The sequence below is a fragment of the Alloscardovia venturai genome, from assembly GCF_042676605.1.
In the GTDB taxonomy this organism is placed as follows: domain Bacteria; phylum Actinomycetota; class Actinomycetes; order Actinomycetales; family Bifidobacteriaceae; genus Alloscardovia; species Alloscardovia venturai.
In genome coordinates, this window is the sequence record NZ_JBHTHQ010000021.1 from 57,100 (window position 1) to 75,332 (window position 18,233).

At 46.5% G+C, this 18,233-nt stretch carries 14 protein-coding genes and 1 tRNA gene; all 15 read left to right on the top strand.

What is annotated here, in order from left to right; genetic code table 11:
* The first annotated feature begins 72 nt into the window (after positions 1 to 72).
* A complete protein-coding gene (gene glgB / locus ACFQY8_RS03645; protein WP_377938551.1) occupies positions 73 to 1,965 on the top strand; it encodes a 1,4-alpha-glucan branching protein GlgB in 1,893 nt (630 codons plus the stop codon).
* A gap of 83 nt (positions 1,966 to 2,048) precedes the next feature.
* A complete protein-coding gene (locus tag ACFQY8_RS03650; protein WP_377938552.1) occupies positions 2,049 to 3,188 on the top strand; it encodes a glucose-1-phosphate adenylyltransferase in 1,140 nt (379 codons plus the stop codon).
* Positions 3,178 to 4,338, top strand: coding sequence for a glucose-1-phosphate adenylyltransferase subunit GlgD (gene glgD, locus ACFQY8_RS03655; RefSeq protein WP_377938553.1), 1,161 nt, complete (start codon positions 3,178 to 3,180; stop codon positions 4,336 to 4,338). The genes ACFQY8_RS03650 and glgD overlap by 11 nt, the downstream gene beginning before the upstream one ends.
* Positions 4,335 to 5,768 (top strand): glycogen synthase GlgA, encoded by a 1,434-nt coding sequence (gene glgA, locus ACFQY8_RS03660; protein ID WP_377938554.1) that lies wholly within the window; start codon positions 4,335 to 4,337, stop codon positions 5,766 to 5,768. The genes glgD and glgA overlap by 4 nt, the downstream gene beginning before the upstream one ends.
* An 83-nt stretch (positions 5,769 to 5,851) precedes the next feature.
* A complete protein-coding gene (locus ACFQY8_RS03665; RefSeq protein ID WP_377938555.1) occupies positions 5,852 to 8,266 on the top strand; it encodes a glycogen/starch/alpha-glucan phosphorylase in 2,415 nt (804 codons plus the stop codon).
* 119 nt (positions 8,267 to 8,385) lie between these two features.
* Positions 8,386 to 8,937, top strand: coding sequence for a GNAT family N-acetyltransferase (locus ACFQY8_RS03670; RefSeq protein ID WP_377938556.1), 552 nt, complete (start codon positions 8,386 to 8,388; stop codon positions 8,935 to 8,937).
* 32 nt (positions 8,938 to 8,969) lie between these two features.
* Entirely contained in the window at positions 8,970 to 9,569 is a 600-nt protein-coding gene (pth, locus tag ACFQY8_RS03675) for an aminoacyl-tRNA hydrolase (protein ID WP_377938557.1), read from the top strand.
* The gene (mfd, locus tag ACFQY8_RS03680) at positions 9,559 to 13,119 is read left to right on the top strand and encodes a transcription-repair coupling factor (protein WP_377938558.1); all 3,561 of its coding nucleotides are present in this window, start codon (positions 9,559 to 9,561) and stop codon (positions 13,117 to 13,119) included. Before pth ends, mfd begins: the two co-directional genes overlap by 11 nt.
* 73 nt (positions 13,120 to 13,192) lie before the next feature.
* Entirely contained in the window at positions 13,193 to 14,491 is a 1,299-nt protein-coding gene (eno, locus tag ACFQY8_RS03685; protein WP_377938559.1) for a phosphopyruvate hydratase, read from the top strand.
* A gap of 134 nt (positions 14,492 to 14,625) precedes the next feature.
* Positions 14,626 to 15,255, top strand: a complete 630-nt coding sequence (locus tag ACFQY8_RS03690; protein WP_377938560.1) for an FtsB family cell division protein — start codon at positions 14,626 to 14,628, stop codon at positions 15,253 to 15,255.
* 22 nt (positions 15,256 to 15,277) lie between these two features.
* Positions 15,278 to 15,841: a DUF501 domain-containing protein gene (locus ACFQY8_RS03695; RefSeq protein ID WP_377939185.1), complete on the top strand. Its 564-nt coding sequence runs from the start codon at positions 15,278 to 15,280 to the stop codon at positions 15,839 to 15,841.
* A 149-nt stretch (positions 15,842 to 15,990) separates the two neighbouring features.
* Positions 15,991 to 17,010 (top strand): Ppx/GppA phosphatase family protein, encoded by a 1,020-nt coding sequence (locus ACFQY8_RS03700; RefSeq protein WP_377938561.1) that lies wholly within the window; start codon positions 15,991 to 15,993, stop codon positions 17,008 to 17,010.
* 50 nt (positions 17,011 to 17,060) lie between these two features.
* Positions 17,061 to 17,145, top strand: a tRNA-Leu gene (locus tag ACFQY8_RS03705).
* Between the two features lie 32 nt (positions 17,146 to 17,177).
* Positions 17,178 to 17,597: an FKBP-type peptidyl-prolyl cis-trans isomerase gene (locus ACFQY8_RS03710; RefSeq protein ID WP_377938562.1), complete on the top strand. Its 420-nt coding sequence runs from the start codon at positions 17,178 to 17,180 to the stop codon at positions 17,595 to 17,597.
* A 33-nt stretch (positions 17,598 to 17,630) separates the two neighbouring features.
* Positions 17,631 to 18,116: a GreA/GreB family elongation factor gene (locus ACFQY8_RS03715; RefSeq protein WP_377938563.1), complete on the top strand. Its 486-nt coding sequence runs from the start codon at positions 17,631 to 17,633 to the stop codon at positions 18,114 to 18,116.
* Positions 18,117 to 18,233: the final 117 nt, after the last annotated feature.

Sequence of the window (18,233 nt, forward strand, 5' to 3'; positions counted from 1 at the left end):
GATGTGGCATTTCCTCCTCGACTTTTACGCAGAATGTGACTAATGTGTAAAGAGAGGACGTGAGGGAGGTACATGATGGACGTATCTGAGGCAATCCGGACCTTTGGTACTGGAGAGAATTTTAACGCGCAGCACGTTTTTGGCTTTCATAAGGAAGAGCGCGATGGTCACAGTGGTTATGTTTTTCGTGTGTGGGCGCCACATGCACGCGCAGTAGAAGTCATCGGTGACTTCACGCAGTGGCATGAGCATCCACTTGCCATGACGGGTAGCGATGCTGGGGTGTGGGAAGTCTTCAGCACGGATGCGCAAGCTGGACAGCTTTATAAGTTTTCCGTCACTCGTGCAGATGGAAGTGTAGCGGATAAGGTTGATCCTTTTGCTTTCTACCTTGAAAAGCGTCCTGGTACTGCAGCTGTCATTACTGATTATGCCCCCAAAAAGTGGGGTGACAATGCGTGGCTAGCTCATCGCAGGAGGTGGGGCTTTAGGAACCGTCCTGTGAATATCTATGAAGTTCATGCGAGCTCATGGAAGAAACATGAGGATGGTAGTCCATATACTTTTGCGGATTTGACCCGTGAACTGGTCCCGTATCTCGTTTCGATGAATTATACTCATGTGGAGTTGATGCCTTTGATGGCGCACCCTCTCGGGATGAGCTGGGGTTATCAGCTCATGGGGTATTTTGCCTTCGAACATACCTATGGGACACCAGAGGAATTTCAAGATTTCGTGGAGCAGTGCCACAAGAACAATATTGGCGTCATTGTAGACTGGGTTCCAGGGCATTTTACGCGTAATGATGATGCATTGGCTTACTATGATGGCACTGCGACCTTTGAGTATCAGGATGATAATAAAGCACATAACCGTGGCTGGGGTGCACTGAACTTCGACCTTGGTAAGAATCAGGTGCAGTCATTCCTCATCTCATCTCTGAAATTCTGGATAGAGTATTATCACCTTGACGGAATCCGCGTCGATGCAGTGAGCAACATGGTGTATCTCGACTATGACGAAGGTCCATGGACGCCAAATAAAGACGGCGGAAATCGTAACCTTGAAGGTATTGGATTCCTCCAAAAAATGAATGCCGTCATCCATGGACTTCATCCGGATGTCATGATGATTGCGGAAGATAGCTCTAGCGACGTCAAAGTCACCGGACCTATCGAATGGGATGCGTTAGGCTTCGACTATAAGTGGAATATGGGTTGGATGAACGATACGCTCAAGTTCTTCGCTGAAGATCCCGTATATAGAAAGTTTGATTTTAACCATCTCACTTTCAGCTTTATGTATGCGTTCTCAGAGAACTTCATCTTGCCATTCTCTCACGATGAGGTCGTCCACGGTAAGAAGAGCCTTATGCATAAGATGTGGGGAGACAGATACAACCAATTTGCTGGTCTAAGAACTCTCTATACATACCAAATGTGTCACCCTGGCAAGAAACTGCTCTTCATGGGAAGTGAGTTTGGACAGTTCCTAGAGTGGAAGTACGATGATCAGCTTGTCTGGGATAATCTTCGTGACCCGCTCAACAAGCAGATGCAAGGATTTACCTCCCAGCTTAATGAATTTTATAAATCTTACAACATGCTGTGGCAGAATGACTATAGCTACGATGGTCTAGAAATTATCGATGCAGATAATCGTGATGAGAGCATCTTGAGTTTCATGCGTAAGAACAATAAGGGTGAGTTCCTCGTGTGCTGCTTTAACTTTGCTCCTGTCGAACGTCGTGGTTTCGCGATAGGCGTTCCAGTCGCTGGTGAGTATGAGGAAGTCTGGAACACCGAGATGAGTGACTTTGGCGGTGTATGGAAAGACCATAATCCGCTAACTCACACGCAAGCGGGGCAGTGGAAAGACTATACGCAGACGTTAAGCTTTACTATGCCAGCACTTGGGGCAAGTATCTGGAGGCTCAAGCGGAGGGATGCTCGCCGCCGTAAGTAGATTGACTTAGTTTGGTTTATACACACGAAACACAATTTCCATATATCGACGACCAGTGATGTTCGTCAGTAAAGAGGGGAATCATGAAAAATGAAATGATTGCGCTGATTCTAGCAGGCGGTCAGGGTTCACGCCTTGGCAAGCTTACTCAACACGTAGCGAAGCCTGCTGTTCAGTTTGGAGGACGCTATCGCATCATCGATTTTGCACTGTCAAATTGTGCAAATTCCGGCATAGCGAATGTAGGTGTCATTACACAGTATCAACCACTACTGTTGAATGATCATATCGGTAATGGCTCAAGCTGGGGGTTGGATGGGATTAATTCTGGTGTAACTATCCTACAGCCGTACTCTGCAGCAGAAGGAAATCGATGGTTCGCGGGAACGAGCGATGCTGTGTACCAAAATTTGGCATACATTGATTCCATCAATCCAAAGTATGTCCTTATACTGTCCGGCGACCACATAGTCAAGATGGACTATGATGATATGCTCAAGTGTCATAAGGAAAACAAGGCAAGTCTCACCGTAGCAGTTATTGACGTGCCACTAGAAGAAGCTTTCCGCTTCGGAATCATGAATACGGATTCGAATGATCGCATTGTCGAATTTGAGGAAAAACCAGAAAATCCGAAATCGACGAAAGCATCAATGGGTATCTACATCTTCACATGGGCACGTCTGCGGGAGGTTCTCGTTAATGCAGATAAGTCTGGTGTAGATATGCGAGACTTCGGTGGCAACGTCATCCCCGCTTATCTCAAGGCGGGAGAACGCGCGTATACCTATAATTTCCAAGGATATTGGAAAGACGTAGGAACTATTCAGTCACTGTGGCAGGCAAATATGGAGTACATTGGCGAAGACAATGAGCTACATAGTCGTGACCGAAACTGGAAAATATACTCCAAGAATCTCATCGCGCCACCAAACTTTATCGATGACAATGCGGACGTGAAAGATTCTTTGGTAGTAGATGGTTGTTTCGTCTCAGGCGATGTCCACCATTCCATTCTCTCGACAAACGTTCAAGTTAAAGAAGGTGCACTCATCGAAGACTCCTTCATCATGAGCGGTGCGGTTATCTGTAAAGGTGCGCACGTTAAACGTGCGATCGTAGGAGAGAACGCAATAATCGGTGTGGATGCTGTCATCGATGGCACTGATGAGATTCAAGTTATCGGTTACGGTGAGAAGGTAGGTGTTCCAGATGAAGCGTGATAACTATTCAGCAATTTTAGGAAATACCATCGGCAATCCTGATATGAAAGAGCTGACGAAACATCGTCCTCTGGCAACGTTGCCATTCGATGGCAAGTATCGTCTGCTCGATTTCCAGTTGTCGGCGTTGTCAAATGCTGGAATTCGCAATGTCTTTGGTATCTTCCAAGAGAAAAATATGCGCTCGGTATTCGACCATGTACGCTCTGGTCGCGAGTGGGGTCTCAACACGCAACTGAGCCATTGGTTCTTAGGATTCTATGATTCTGACTTAGCAAGTCATACGACCAATGATGATTACTACGAGCAGGTTCTGACTTATCTACGTCGCTCAGGCAGTAATCGTACCGTGTATATGGGGTGCGATGTATTGTGCAATATTGATGTAGCACACGTTATCGCGCTCGCTGAAGAGTCAGATTGTGATGTAGCAGTTGTCTATAAGAAACTTGTCGTCACGGACATCTCTCAGGAAAATGATGTCTTAGAAGTGAGCTCAGACGATACAGTACTGTCACACGGCACACTGGAAGAAATGCGCGACAAACTTCTTGCCCATGATGACTGTGACAACTACAAGATGTCTGCGGACATTTATGTCGTTCGCACCTCAGAACTCATCGCTCGCATGGAAGAAGAGCGCAAGAAGCCACAGCCACGTAAACTTCGCTACCTTTTACGTGATCTTTTGACGTCTGTCTCCTCTTTAGCATATGAATACACCGGCTACGTGTCGAACATCCACTCAGTGAAGTCCTATTACGATGCCAACATGGATATGCTTAATCCTAATGGTTTCTACTCCTTGTTGTATTCCAATCAGAAGGTATATACCAAGGTGAAGAATGAGGAATCGACATATTTTGCTACCACCTCACACGTCAAAGATTCGCAATTTGCGTCGGGGAGCATCATCAAGGGTACTGTGGTTCGTTCCATTATTTCTCGTAATTGCATGATTGATGAGCACTCATCGGTCGATAGCAGTATTGTGTTTCCTAAGGTAACGATTGGGCAAGGTGCGCGCGTGCAGTATGCCATTCTTGATAAGAATGTGACAGTTGCTCCAGGAGTAACGATTCGTGGGACAGCGGATGAGCCTATCGTCGTCGCTAAAGGAGAACAGATTACAGAGGATGTGACGCGATGAAAATACTATTTTGTGCCGCTGAATGTTCGCCTTTCGTCAAGGTCGGCGGTCTTGGTGACGTGATGGGGGCACTTCCCAAGACTCTTGCCGCTCGAGGGCATGACGTGGCGGTAGTTATGCCGTACTATGACGAAATTGACACTAAATTTGGTCATGAAGTCACTGACGTTATGAATTTCTTCACCTACGTCGGCTGGCGGCACCAGTATGTTGGTGTCAAACTCTTGAAACGTGACGGAGTGAGTTACTATTTCCTCGATAATCAGTATTACTTCTTCCGCGGTCATGTCTATGGAGATTACGATGACGGCGAACGCTTTGCCTATTTCCAGCAAGCTGCCATGGAGATGATGGAAAAAGTTGATTTTATACCTGATGTAGTTCACGTTAATGATTATCATACGGCGATGATTCCATTCCTCCTCAAGGAGAAGTACAACTGGATTCATGCATACCATGCTATCCGTACGGTTCTTACCATTCACAATCTTGAGTTCCAAGGTCAGTATGATGCTGGAACTCTCTGGGACCTTTTCGGCGTAGGTCCTGAGCGGTACTACGATGGCACTGTGCGCTGGAATAACCAGCTCAACTGGCTTAAGACAGGAATTTTATACGCAGACCGTGTCACGACCGTATCACCGAGCTATGCTGAGGAAATTAAAACCGCTGAATTTGGCAAAGGACTTGACCAGATTCTACGTATGGAGTCAGGTAAGCTTTCGGGCATTACAAACGGAATTGATACGCAGATATACAATCCTGCGACGGATAAGTATCTCACTCATCATTTTTCAGCAGAAGATATGTCTGGCAAGGTGCTTGCAAAGGAAGAACTTCAAAGGCGTATGAACTTGCCGGTAAGATCCGACATTCCAGTAATTGGGATAGTGTCGCGACTGACGGATCAGAAAGGCTTTGACCTTATCGTATCTGAGTTAAATAATCTTGTGCAGTACGATGTGCAGCTCGTGGTACTCGGTACAGGCTATCCACAGTATGAGCATGCATTTAGATATTTTGCAGATACGTATACAGACAAGGTGTCGGCATCTATTGCGTTCGATCTTTCTTTGGCGCAACTTATCTACGCTGGAAGCGATATGTTCTTGATGCCGAGTGCCTTCGAGCCGTGTGGTCTTTCTCAGATGATGGCTATGCGTTATGGCACGATTCCTATCGTCCATGAAGTAGGTGGTTTGAAGGATACTGTGCAGCCGTATAACGAAGTGGACAATACCGGAACTGGTTTTAGCTTTGCTGAGTTTAGCGGATACTGGATGATGCAGACCATCCTCCATGCGATGGATCTTTATAAGAACGATCCAGATAAGTGGGGGAGCCTTGTGAATCGTGCTATGAATGTAGATTTCTCGTGGTCTACAGCTTCACAGGCGTATGAGGATATGTATCGTTCCTTAAAAGCATAGAAAAATGAGGGTGTGCAGTTCCCGTTCAAATAGGGAGCTGCACACTTTGCATGAGTAACAATTAGTGAAAATGGTTGAAAAGAATGAAATTAACGACAAAACAATTTATTTCTGACTTTGAGCAAACTCTTCATCGCGAAGAGATGACTACTTTCGATACGGCCACCAATTCTGAGCTTTTTGTGGCATTAGCGAAGACTGTGCGCGGGTACTACACGCCACAGTGGATTGAACGTAATAAAGAGCTTACACAGAACAAGGAAAAGATTGCCTACTATTTCTCTATTGAATTCCTCCCGGGACGTATGCTTGAGACAAATCTTTTGAACCTCGGCATCCTTGATACTGTTAAGAAAGCATTTTCTAAGCTTGGTCTTAACTTTGAAGATGTTAAAAATGCTGAACATGATATGGCTTTAGGCAATGGTGGGTTAGGGCGCCTCGCTGCAGCGTTTATGGATTCCCTGGCCACGACTGATTACCCGGGATTTGGTAATGGTTTGCGCTATAAGTATGGCTTGTTTAAGCAGCGTATCATTAATGGTTATCAGGTCGAGCTTCCTGATTCTTGGTTTGGTTCCATTGGCAATGTGTGGGAAACGCGCAAGGACCACGATATCGTCAATGTCCGTCTTTTCGGAGATGTCTATCTAGAAAAGGCTGAAGATGGTCATCTGCGGCCTGTATATCGAAATGCGCAGGTATTGCGAGCTGTGCCATATGATGTACCGCAATTGGGCTACAACAATGGCAATGTTAATAATCTTCGCTTGTGGGATGTGGAAATTCCTGAAGAAGACGAACTTAATTATCGTTCTTTAGCTGATTTGCGCCGAGTACAAGACATTACTGCTATTCTCTATCCAGACGATTCCACGGATGACGGTAAAAAGCTGCGTCTCATGCAGGAATACTTCATGACGAGTGCTGGATTGCAGACTATTATCAAGACATATCTCAAACTTGGCATGCCGCTTGAGCGTATTCATGAAAAGGTAGCGGTCCATATCAATGACACTCATCCGGCTGTCGCCCCAGCTGAATTTATGCGTTTACTCGTCGACGACTATGACATGGAGTGGGAAGATGCATGGAATGTGACTGTGAAAGTCATGAGCTATACGAATCACACGATTTTGTCTGAGGCTCTTGAGAAGTGGAACGAAGGATTGTTCCGTTATGTCTTGCCTCGTGTCTATCAAATCATTCAAGAGATTGATCGTCGCTTCGTTGAAGAGCAGGTTGCTCAAGGTACACCTTCTGAAGTGATTGAACGTACCCGGATTATTAAGGATGGCAATGTTCATATGGCGCATCTTGCTATTATCGGTGGGCATAGTGTCAACGGTGTGGCAAAATTGCATACAGAGTTGCTCAAGGCGGATACGTTGCATGACTTTTATACGATTTCGCCTGAGAAGTTTAATAATAAGACCAACGGTATCGTCCATCGCCGTTGGACTCAGATCGCAGCTCCGGAACTTTCTGCTGCGATAGATAAGACGATTGGCAAGGGATGGAGGAGCGATATTCATAAGCTCCGAGCGTTAGATGAGTATGTAGATGATAAGGCTGTGCAGGAGCGATTTGCTGAAGTTAAGACTGATGCAAAGAAACGTCTTGCGCGATATATCTACGATACTACAGGCGTTCAGGTTTCCACGGATGCTATTTTCGACGTGCAGGTTAAGCGTTTACATGCGTATAAACGTCAGCTATTGAATGTTATGTACATCATAAAGCTGTACTTGGAGCTGAAAGATAATCCTCAAGTAGCAAAAAACATGACTCCTCATGTTTTTATCTTTGGTGCAAAAGCGGCTCCTGGATACCATTTTGCGAAGTCGGTTATTAAGATTATCAACGAATTAGCAAATCTCATCAATAATGATGAATCTATCCACGACAAAATTAAGGTGGTGTTCCTCGAAAATTATCGAGTAAGCCTAGCGGAATTGATTATTCCTGCTGCTGACATTTCTGAGCAAATTTCTCTAGCTTCTAAGGAAGCTTCTGGAACTTCAAATATGAAGTTCATGATGACTGGTGCTGTGACTTTGGCTACTCTTGATGGGGCGAATATCGAGATTAAAGATGAAGTGGGAGATGACAACATCGTTATATTTGGTATGGATAAAGATGCCGTCTACTCGCACTATGACAAGCATGACTACTCATCGCGTACGCTCTATGACTCAGATCCAACGATTCATCGTGTCATTGATACGTTCGTGGACGGGACTATCCCAAACATTCAGGCTGAAGGTAATGAGATATATAACGCACTCATTACATATAATGATGAGTACTTCTTGCTTGAAGATTTTGAATCATATGTGAAGGCTCATGAACGTATTGCGGCAGCGTATGCAGATCAGAAGACATGGATGCATATGAGTTTGACGAATATTGCTCGCTCTGCTCGCTTTACTTCGGACGATACCATTGAGCAATATGCTCAGGAGATTTGGGGCTTAACCAAACGTAAGCACGAGTAATTTTCTCATTCATGTTGCGGCACGTATATGCATATATAGCGTGTTCATGCAGATAGACGCACGGTGTATCGCTAGAAGGATATTGCGCGATACACCGTGAGAATTACACTGTAAGAATTATGAATTTTTCTATACGCTACGTGAAACCTGACATGGTGAGCGCGTCATCTCCAGACCTTCGGGAAATTACTTCGATTTATAATGAGGCAGTAGTAGCTGGAGGAGTAACTGCTGATACTGAGCCGCGTACTCTAGGTCAGCGTGCCGAATGGGTTAATGCTCATAGCCCACGTGAAGATTTTCCTGTCGTGGTAGCAGAGAGCGAGAGTGGAGAAATCGCTGGCTTTGCTTCTCTATCGCGCTTTCATCCACGCGCCGGATATGACGGTATCGCCGAAGTGAGCTATTACGTGGCGAAAAAGTTTCACAAGCAGGGGCTAGGCCATCAGTTGCTGGCATGGCTCGAGAGAGCTGCTCGCGAGCGCGGCTTTCGCAAGCTTACTGCTATCATTTTTGCAGACAATCACGGCAGTATAGCATTGATGAAAAGCCACGGATTTACACGTTATGGATTGCTCCCTCATGCTTCCTATAACGCCGTGTTAGGAAAGTACCACGACGTAGCATACTGGTATAAAGACTTAATAGGCGAAGATTTAGCTGATAATTGATATAGAAACTGATATATGAGCGAAGGGCACAGATGACATCTGATTTTTGGCTTATCGTGGGTTTAGGTAATCCCGGAAAAAAGTATGAAGGTACCCGTCATAATATGGGTTTTATGGTGGCAGATGTACTTGCATCTCGCTGGAGTGTGAATTTTTCAGACCACAAAGGACTCGCTCTACTCGGCAGGGGCGTAGCACAGCTCGATGGGCAGAGTTTCAAGTTTTTTATCGCTAAGCCTTTGACATATATGAATGATTCTGGTACGGCGGTAGCATCCCTATGCTCGTACTATTCTATTGACCCGTCTCACGTCATCGTTCTTCATGATGATATGGATTTAGACTTTGGGCGGATTAAGGTGAAAGCCGGCGGCTCCGCGGGAGGTCATAACGGCATTAAATCTATCGACAAATCACTGGGCACACCGAAATACGGTAGAGTGCGTCTCGGAGTAGGTCATGCTGCACGTGGGTCGCGCGCTCACGAGAACACTATTAATTGGGTGCTTGGCGGTTTTAATGCGACTCAGCGTAGAGAGCTCGACGAATTCTTGATGGATGGGGCAGATGCTGCTGAATCCATTATGGTCAACGGCATACAGAAGACTCAGGAGAAGTTTAATGGCCGATAGGCTCAGCCTCTATGGAACACTTTCATCTGTAGCAGATTCGCTTGCTCAGGCTCGAGACTATGAAAAGATTCTCGATGAAGTACGTGGTGCTAAGAGCAATATACGGCGTATTGGGGCTGTTGCAGGTGTCCGTTCAGCATTAGAAACTCAACTTGCGAAAAAGAGTGATAGTCCGATTGTCGTGGTTGTAGCCTCTGATAGACAGGCTATCGTAACTGCAGAAGAAATTCGGTCATATTATGACGGTAACCCTGACGATATTGCTATTTTGAATGCGTGGGAGACTCTTCCTCATGAACGTCTTAGTCCTCGCGCAGACACAGTGGCACAGCGCATGGCAGTACTCTACCGCCTTGCCCACCCTGACTCAGAAGCGGTCGCTACATCAGAACTGGGACCAATTAAAGTTCTCATTATCCCCATTCGTTCATTGATTCAGCCTATCGTGGCAGGTGTCCAAGACGTCAAGCCATTAGTTTTTCGCAGGGGCGATATCATCGATATGGATGATATCGTTTCGAGGCTCATCGAACATGCTTATGAGCGTACCGATCTTGTGATGGAAAGAGGACAGTTTGCTATACGTGGCGGAATTGTTGACATTTTCCCGCCGACGGCTCCACGTCCGGTACGCATTGACCTCTTTGGCGATGAAATTGATGAAATCCATGAATTTCATGCTTCAGATCAGCGTACATATGGCGATAACCTTGAGTTCATGTGGGTGAGCGCTTGTCGCGAAGTTCCTCTTACCGATGAGATTCGTAAGCGTGCAAAATCGCTCATAGGGAAAATTGCTCACGCCGACGACATGTTGGAATCTATCTCTCAGGGGATTCCCGTAGAAGGTATGGAGTCCTTGATACCAGCGCTTGTCGATGATACTCAGCCCGTGTATAGTCTTTTCGCTCCAGGTACTCTCATCCTTATCCATGATGAGGAACGTGTTCGACGTGCAGCGGATGACTTGAACAAGACCGCTCAAGAGTTTCTTGCAGCAAGCTGGCATGTGGCAGCTACAGGCGGAAAAAATGGCGTGCCTATCAGTTTCGACAAGGCGAGTTTTATCCCATATGGCGATGTGCTTCATGACTTAGAGTCCAATCGTCAACGTGTGTGGAAGATTACTGATTTTGGTGTCGATGATTCTCTCGAAGGTAACGTTGCTCTACACGCACAGCAGCCAGATGAGTATCGTGGCAATGAAGCAAAGGCAACAGTAGGGATAGAAAATCTTCTTAAATTAGGTTTACATGTTGTCGTTACGTGCGCTGCACAAGGAACGCTGTCTCGCTTGCAACGCATCCTCACGCAAACACTTACTCTTGAGGGAAGTAAGGCAAGCGAGATTGAGTATACTCTCTCTCACGCAACAAACGGTTTCATCGATGAAACTGCACAAATCGCAGTGCTTACCGAAAAAGATATTACAGGTCGTTCATCTGTAGCTGCGCAAACTCGTACGCCAAGCCGTAGGCGTAAAGCAATTGACCTTGTAGAGCTCAAACCGGGTGATTTTGTAGTTCACGAACAACATGGTATCGGTCAATTTGTCGAGCTTCAACAACGTATGGTGGGCTTAGGTAATGCCCGCAGTCAGCGTGAGTATGTTGTTCTTGAATACGCGCCGAGTAAACGTAATGCTCCTAAAGATAAGTTGTACGTTCCCGCTGATCAACTTGATCAATTAAGCAAATATATCGGTGCCGAGATACCGAAACTCAATAAGCTGGGAGGTTCGGACTGGGCTTCGACGAAGGCAAAAGCACGCAAAAAAGTCAAAGAAATTGCGCAAGACCTCGTTGCTCTTTACTCTGCACGACAGCGCACGAAAGGCTTTGCTTTTAGTCCGGATACACCGTGGCAGCGCGAACTTGAGGACGCTTTTCCTTATCAAGAAACCCCTGACCAACTCACTACTATCGATGACGTCAAGCGGGATATGGAAAAACCCATCCCCATGGACCGTCTCATATGTGGCGATGTTGGTTTTGGTAAGACTGAAATCGCAGTCCGTGCGGCGTTCAAAGCGGTGCAGGATTCCAAACAAGTAGCAGTGTTGGTGCCGACGACTCTGCTCGCTCAGCAGCACTACGAAACTTTCACAAATCGATATGAAGGTTTCCCTGTCAAAGTAGCAATTATGAGTCGCTTCCAGACTGCGAAAGAAATCAAGCAAACTGTTGCGGACATTGAGTCTGGAGTGGTAGATGTCGTCATCGGTACGCATAAGCTCTTAAACCCCAATATTAAGTTTAAGGATTTAGGACTTGTCATCATCGACGAGGAGCAGCGATTTGGCGTAGAGCACAAAGAAACACTTAAAGCACTACGCACTAACGTAGACGTTCTCTCCCTCTCGGCGACACCGATTCCGCGTACGTTAGAGATGTCTATTACGGGACTGAGAGAGATGTCGACTCTGGCCACACCACCTGAAGATCGACTTCCTGTACTGACCTATGTGGGAGTATATGAAGATGCGCAAGTGGTGGCGGCGATACGGCGTGAGATTTTACGTGAAGGTCAGGTGTTCTTTGTACACAATCGTGTACAGGATATTGAGAAGACAGCAGCACACATTAGCGAACTTATACCAGAAGCGCGGGTATCTACTGCACACGGCAAGATGAGTGAGAAGCAGCTTGATACTGTCATTCAAGCTTTCTGGAATCGTGATATTGATGTACTCGTCTGTACGACCATTGTGGAAACTGGGCTTGATATCTCCAATGCTAATACGCTCATTGTGGACCGTGCAGACCGGTTCGGATTATCTCAGCTTCACCAACTTCGAGGTCGTGTAGGTCGTGGGCATGAGCGCGCTTACGCTTATTTCCTTTACGATCCAACGAAGTCCATGACACAAACTGCTCATGACCGTTTGTCTACTATCGCACAAAATACTCAGCTCGGTGCTGGATACGATGTTGCGATGAAAGATCTTGAACTGCGTGGTACGGGTAATTTGCTCGGGGGAGAACAGTCGGGACATATTGAAGGCGTGGGCTTTGATCTTTATGTACGCATGGTTTCCGAAGCTGTTCAAGACTATAAGGAACCTGATCGCCATGAAGCAGTAGCGGTTTCCATAGATCTTCCGGTAGAAGCATCCATTCCGCAGAGTTATATCGACTCTGATAAGTTACGTCTCGAAGCATACCGAAAAATCGCTGCTGCGCGTACCGAGGAAGACTTTGAGGAGATTCGCAGTGAACTTATCGACCGTTATGGCAATCCACCTCACGAGTTAGGAACTCTCTTCGACATTGCACGATTAAGAAGTCGGGCTCGTCGGATGGGCATTACCGACTTAATTGCGCAGGGTAAGAATATTCGAGTGGTAGGCATTGATCCGCAAGAATCGGTCATGCTCAGGCTCAAGCGTATCTATAAGATTGTCCAGTGGAGGCCTGTCACTCACACTCTTATCATTCCGACTCCATTCCAAGGTCTTTTAGGGCAGGAAGCGATGGAGACAAGCGAGGTGATTACATGGACAAATCAGCTCCTTGATGATTTGGAGTGGAAGCACACACCAAAGAGTTGATGGAGAGTCCTCTATCGTCCATAAAACGCATTATTCTAGTGATTGAAATCACAACCTAGTTTAAGGAGTAGTTGTGTCCGCAATTGAAAGTGTATACGCACGTCAAATTCTTGATTCCCGCGGTAACCCAACCGTAGAAGTTGTTCTCTCCACTGAGTTCGGCGTCACGGGCAAGGGTCTTGTTCCATCTGGTGCTTCAACTGGTGAAGCAGAAGCTTGGGAACGTCGCGATGGTGATAAGTCTGTCTACATGGGCAAGGGTGTCCTCGATGCAGTAAAGGCTGTCAATGAGGTTATCGCTCCTGCTGTCATCGGCATGGAAGTATCTGATCAGCGTTCTCTTGATGCAACCATGATTGAGCTTGATGGTACGCCAAATAAGGGCAAGCTCGGTGCAAACGCAATTCTCGGCGTTTCTCTCGCAGCAATCTATGCAGCAGCTGAAGAAGCAGATCAGCCTTTGTATCGTTATCTTGGCGGTACTAATGGTCACATCTTGCCAGTACCAAATATGAATATCATGAATGGTGGTGCACACGCTGACTTCGCAACTGATATCCAGGAATACATGATTTCCCCTTATGGTTTCGAGACTTATAGTGATGCTCTCCGCGCAGGCGTTGAAGTGTATCACACCTTGAAGAACGTTTTGAAGAAGGAAGGTCTCGCTACTGGTCTCGGTGACGAGGGTGGCTTCGCTCCAAAGATGAAGTCCAACGAAGACTCCCTGAAGTACATCATGTCTGCTATTGAAGCAGCTGGTTATGAGCCTGGTAAGCAGATTGGCATTTCCCTTGATGTAGCTTCTTCTGAGTTTTACAACAAGGAAACAGGCAAGTATCGCTTCGATGGCGAAGAGCGTGAAGCAGCATACATGCTCGATTACTATGAGAACCTCATCAACGAGTATCCAATCGTTTCCATCGAAGACCCATTCCAAGAAGAAGGATGGGACGACTGGGCAGCTATCACCGCTCGTCTAGGTGACCGTCTCCAGTTCGTTGGCGATGATTTGCTCGTAACGAACCCAGCACGTCTTGCTAAGGGTATTGAGCTCGGCGCAGCAAACTCCTTGCTCGTTAAACTCAATCAGATTGGTTCTGTGACGGAAACTCTCGACGCTATTGAGCTCGCTACCAAGAATGGTTTCACTTCTATGGTTTCCCATCGTTCTGGTGAGACTTCCGATACTACTATTTCTGATCTTGCTGTTGCTAAGAACACTGGTCAGATTAAGACTGGTGCTCCTGCTCGTGGTGAGCGTATTGCTAAGTACAACCGTCTCATTGAGATTGAGGAAGAGCTCGGCTCCAATGCGCAGTATGCAGGTTACTCTGCATTCAAGGCTTGCAAGAAGTACATCGAAAAGTAAGATGTGACCTTATTTCTACGCTCATGTGTGTAGCGTGATTTTCTTCACGCACGTATGTGGCGTTGTGAGATGAGTTATCCCATCGTAGTCCTCTGTTCATGCGAACAGTCGAGTGCGATGGGTATTTTTTAGATATGGCTCGTCGCATGTCTCGTTCATCTTCTTCCAATACATCGCGTACCCCACATGTACGTGATGAGCTTCGTGCTATTCAGCATGAGAAGAGAGAACTACGTTCATCAAAGACGAAGACACGTACAGCGAAGCAGCAGCGTTCGGAGCGACAACGTTCGACGTGGCGTGAGAAAAAAGAGAATCAATTACGTCATCAGTCGGTTACCCAAATGCGCTCGCGCAGACGCGGCGGTGGAGCGCTTCAAGTGTTTTTCGCTGCTATCATTGTGCTTCTTGCTACGGTGAATTTTCTCACTGTCTTTAAGACTTATGCGACGAATATGGCTCAACTGAATTCCTTAAAGAACCAGGAAGCACAGCTTATTGCTCAGAAGGCTGATCTAGAAAATGATATTCAACGGTGGTCTGATAAAGCATATGTCACATCTCAAGCCCGGAAACGATTAGGATTCGTCTTCCCGGGCGAGCGTAGCGTTATCGTAAAGAATGCTCCATCAGATGCACAGTCTGATGCGAAAGAAAAGGTGAAAGACACGTCTTCCTCTCAGCTTCCGTGGTATACCGAACTGATGTACTCTATCGAAAGTACTGACCAAGCTGAGAACTCGACTGGTTCAAAAGCCCAGTAACTAGTAAGGATAAAAGATGACCATGTGGCCACACCATGTATATACGAATGCTTCTGAGCTTGTGGATTATTTCCTCGAGAATCCTGCTACTGAGCATGATATTGAAGTAGTCTCTCAACAATTAGGACGTTTTCCACGGGGAATGGTAGCTGTTGGCGCACGATGCATATGTGGACAACCACTGACGACTGTGACGCGACCGCTTGTGGACGGAAAAATTCCATTTCCTACCACTTTTTACTTGAGCCATCCTGGCGCTACTAAAGCAATCTCGCATGTAGAAGCAACTGGACGGCTTACTGAGCTGACAGAAGAGCTTACGACGGATGAAACGCTTGCCTCTCAGTATCGTGCTGCTCATGAGGCGTATCTTGCTGTGCGCCATGAGCTTGCTCGCCGATTGGGGGATAGCGAAGAGCATATCCAAGGAATCACCGCAGGCGGAATGCCGATTCGTGTCAAGTGTCTGCACGCAATTTTAGCGCAGACACTTGCGATGGGGCCAGGAGTAAATCCGATAGGTGATTTAGTGATGAAAGAAATTGCCGATGAATTTGACCCTCGAGTATGTAGGTGTACACAGTAGAATGATGTCAATCGATATAGTGCGAGTGCAAAACTTTATCTGATAGTGAAGAATGTATAGCAGCAGGCATATGGCGGTCCTACAGACATTAGTCGGTGATCGCTTAGAGGGACTATAGGGCGAGGACGAAGGAAAGAGTAGGTAGTGGCATGAGTGTTACAGTGGCAGGCATTGATTGCGGTACAAATTCTATACGTCTTATGATTGTGCGTCTTCACGGCATTATCAACGGCGGTGTTGATAGGGACAATCTTGAAATCATTGTCCCTCGCATTATGCGCGTCGTTCGACTCGGTGAAGGCGTGGATGTGCATCATGAGTTTAGTAAGGAAGCATTAGAACGTGTTTTTGCGGCAATCGACGAATTCTCGCAAATAATTTCGCAGCATAAAGTGGATGCTATCCGCTTTGTGGCAACGAGTGCTACGCGTGATGCTCGCAATAGGCAAGAGTTTGAAAACTATATCCATAGCAAGCTTGGTATCTATCCAGACATTATTTCTGGCGATGAAGAGGCACGTTTAAGTTTCTTAGGGGCTACAAGTGTCATCAATGTTTCAAAGTATCAGTCGCCTTTCTTAGTTGTAGATTTGGGCGGTGGATCTACGGAGCTTGTGCTAGGAGGCTTGGGTAAAGATAACTGTTTACAGGTAAAAGCGGAATTTTCGATGAATATCGGATCTGTGCGTATGAGTGAGCGGCACAATTTAAGTGATGCACCAACGCAGACGGATATCGATGCGGCAATTGTTGATATTGATAAGCATATCGAGCACGCTGCGCGTGTCGTTCCACTCGCTGACGTGCGTACAATCATCGGCGTTTCTGGCACTGTAACCACTATGACCGCTGTAGCTTTGGGACAAGATGTCTATGAACAGAACGCCGTAGATGGCGTGCATATGCCGATAGATAACGTCCTTGAGGTCGATGAGCGTGTCTTGCGCATGTCACGTACTGAGCGCGACACGCTGACGGTCGTACATCCTGGGCGTCGTGATGTGATTGGTGCAGGGGCGCTCGTGTGGTCACGCGTCCTTGAGGCAGTACGTCAGGCAACTGCTCAGAGCGGATTTACTGTGGACTCTTATGTCGCAAGTGAGCATGGTCTGCTTGACGGGATTGTGCTCGACCTTGCACGACGCACAGAGATGACGCGCAAAAAATAATGATTTCGCATTTTACGCAACTTGTGGCATAATGGTTTTTTGTTGTCTATGCCTCGGTGGCGAAATTGGTAGCCGCAGCGGACTTAAAATCCGCCGCCTGCTTAAGGCTTACGGGTTCGAGTCCCGTCCGAGGTACTGAATGAAGAGGGTTCATTCAAGGAGTTTCAATGAGCGATATCGCAAACCTTCAGGTGAATGCTACTTTTGGCGAGTACCCACAGATTACTTTTTCCGTCCCCGATGCTCCGGCAGGTTTGTATTGTGATGAAATTGTAGAAGGCGATGGTCCGATGGTTCGCAAAGGCGACATCGTTACAGTGAACTATCACGGTGTCATTTGGGGCAAAGATAAGCCATTTGATTCTAGCTTTGATCGCCATCAGCCTATCGATTTTGGCATCGGAGTCGGTCAGGTTATTAAAGGTTGGGACAATACTGTTCCCGGTCATAATGTAGGCTCTCGTCTCGTAGTTTCTATACCACCACAGTACGGCTATGGCTCATACGGTGTGCCGCAGGCTGGCATTGGTGGTGATGATACTTTGGTATTTGTTATTGATATCATTTCTACAACTTCTGGTCGCTAAATCATATTTGGCATCACGCTCAAAGGAGGAGATATGGCAGATCAAGAAGATATCGTTATCCAGATTACTCAGGCAGCGTATGACAAGCTAAAAGAAGAGCTTGAATGGCGTGAAGGTCCATATCGTCAGGACATCACTGAGAAAATTGCTGCTGCACGCGCAGAAGGCGATTTAAGCGAGAATGGTGGCTACCAGGCAGCACGCGAGGCTCAGGGAAAGAATGAGGCTCGCATTAATGAGTTGATTGTGAAGCTTCGTGGCGCTCAAATCGTCAAGCCTGTAGAGTCTGGCTTAGTGGGCAATGGTAGCGTGGTAAAGATTTCTATAGGCGGAAATGACATGACATATGTCGTCGGCTCGCGCGAAATTGCTGTAGCAACTGATTATGACGTCATTAGTGCTGAATCTCCTGTGGGGGCTGCCATTATGGGACATAAGGCTGGCGAAACGGTGGAATATAAAGCGCCAAATGGTCGCATGATTTCCGTGGAAATTCTCTCTTCGGAGCCACTGGAGTAAAGCAAGCAAAACTAAGAGAAAAACTCGCTCAGTAGCGAGTCGAAAAAGAAATAGGAACATAAGAAAGGTTCTCAGCGCATTGTGTATAAGTGCTGAGAACCTTTCTCTATATTTATT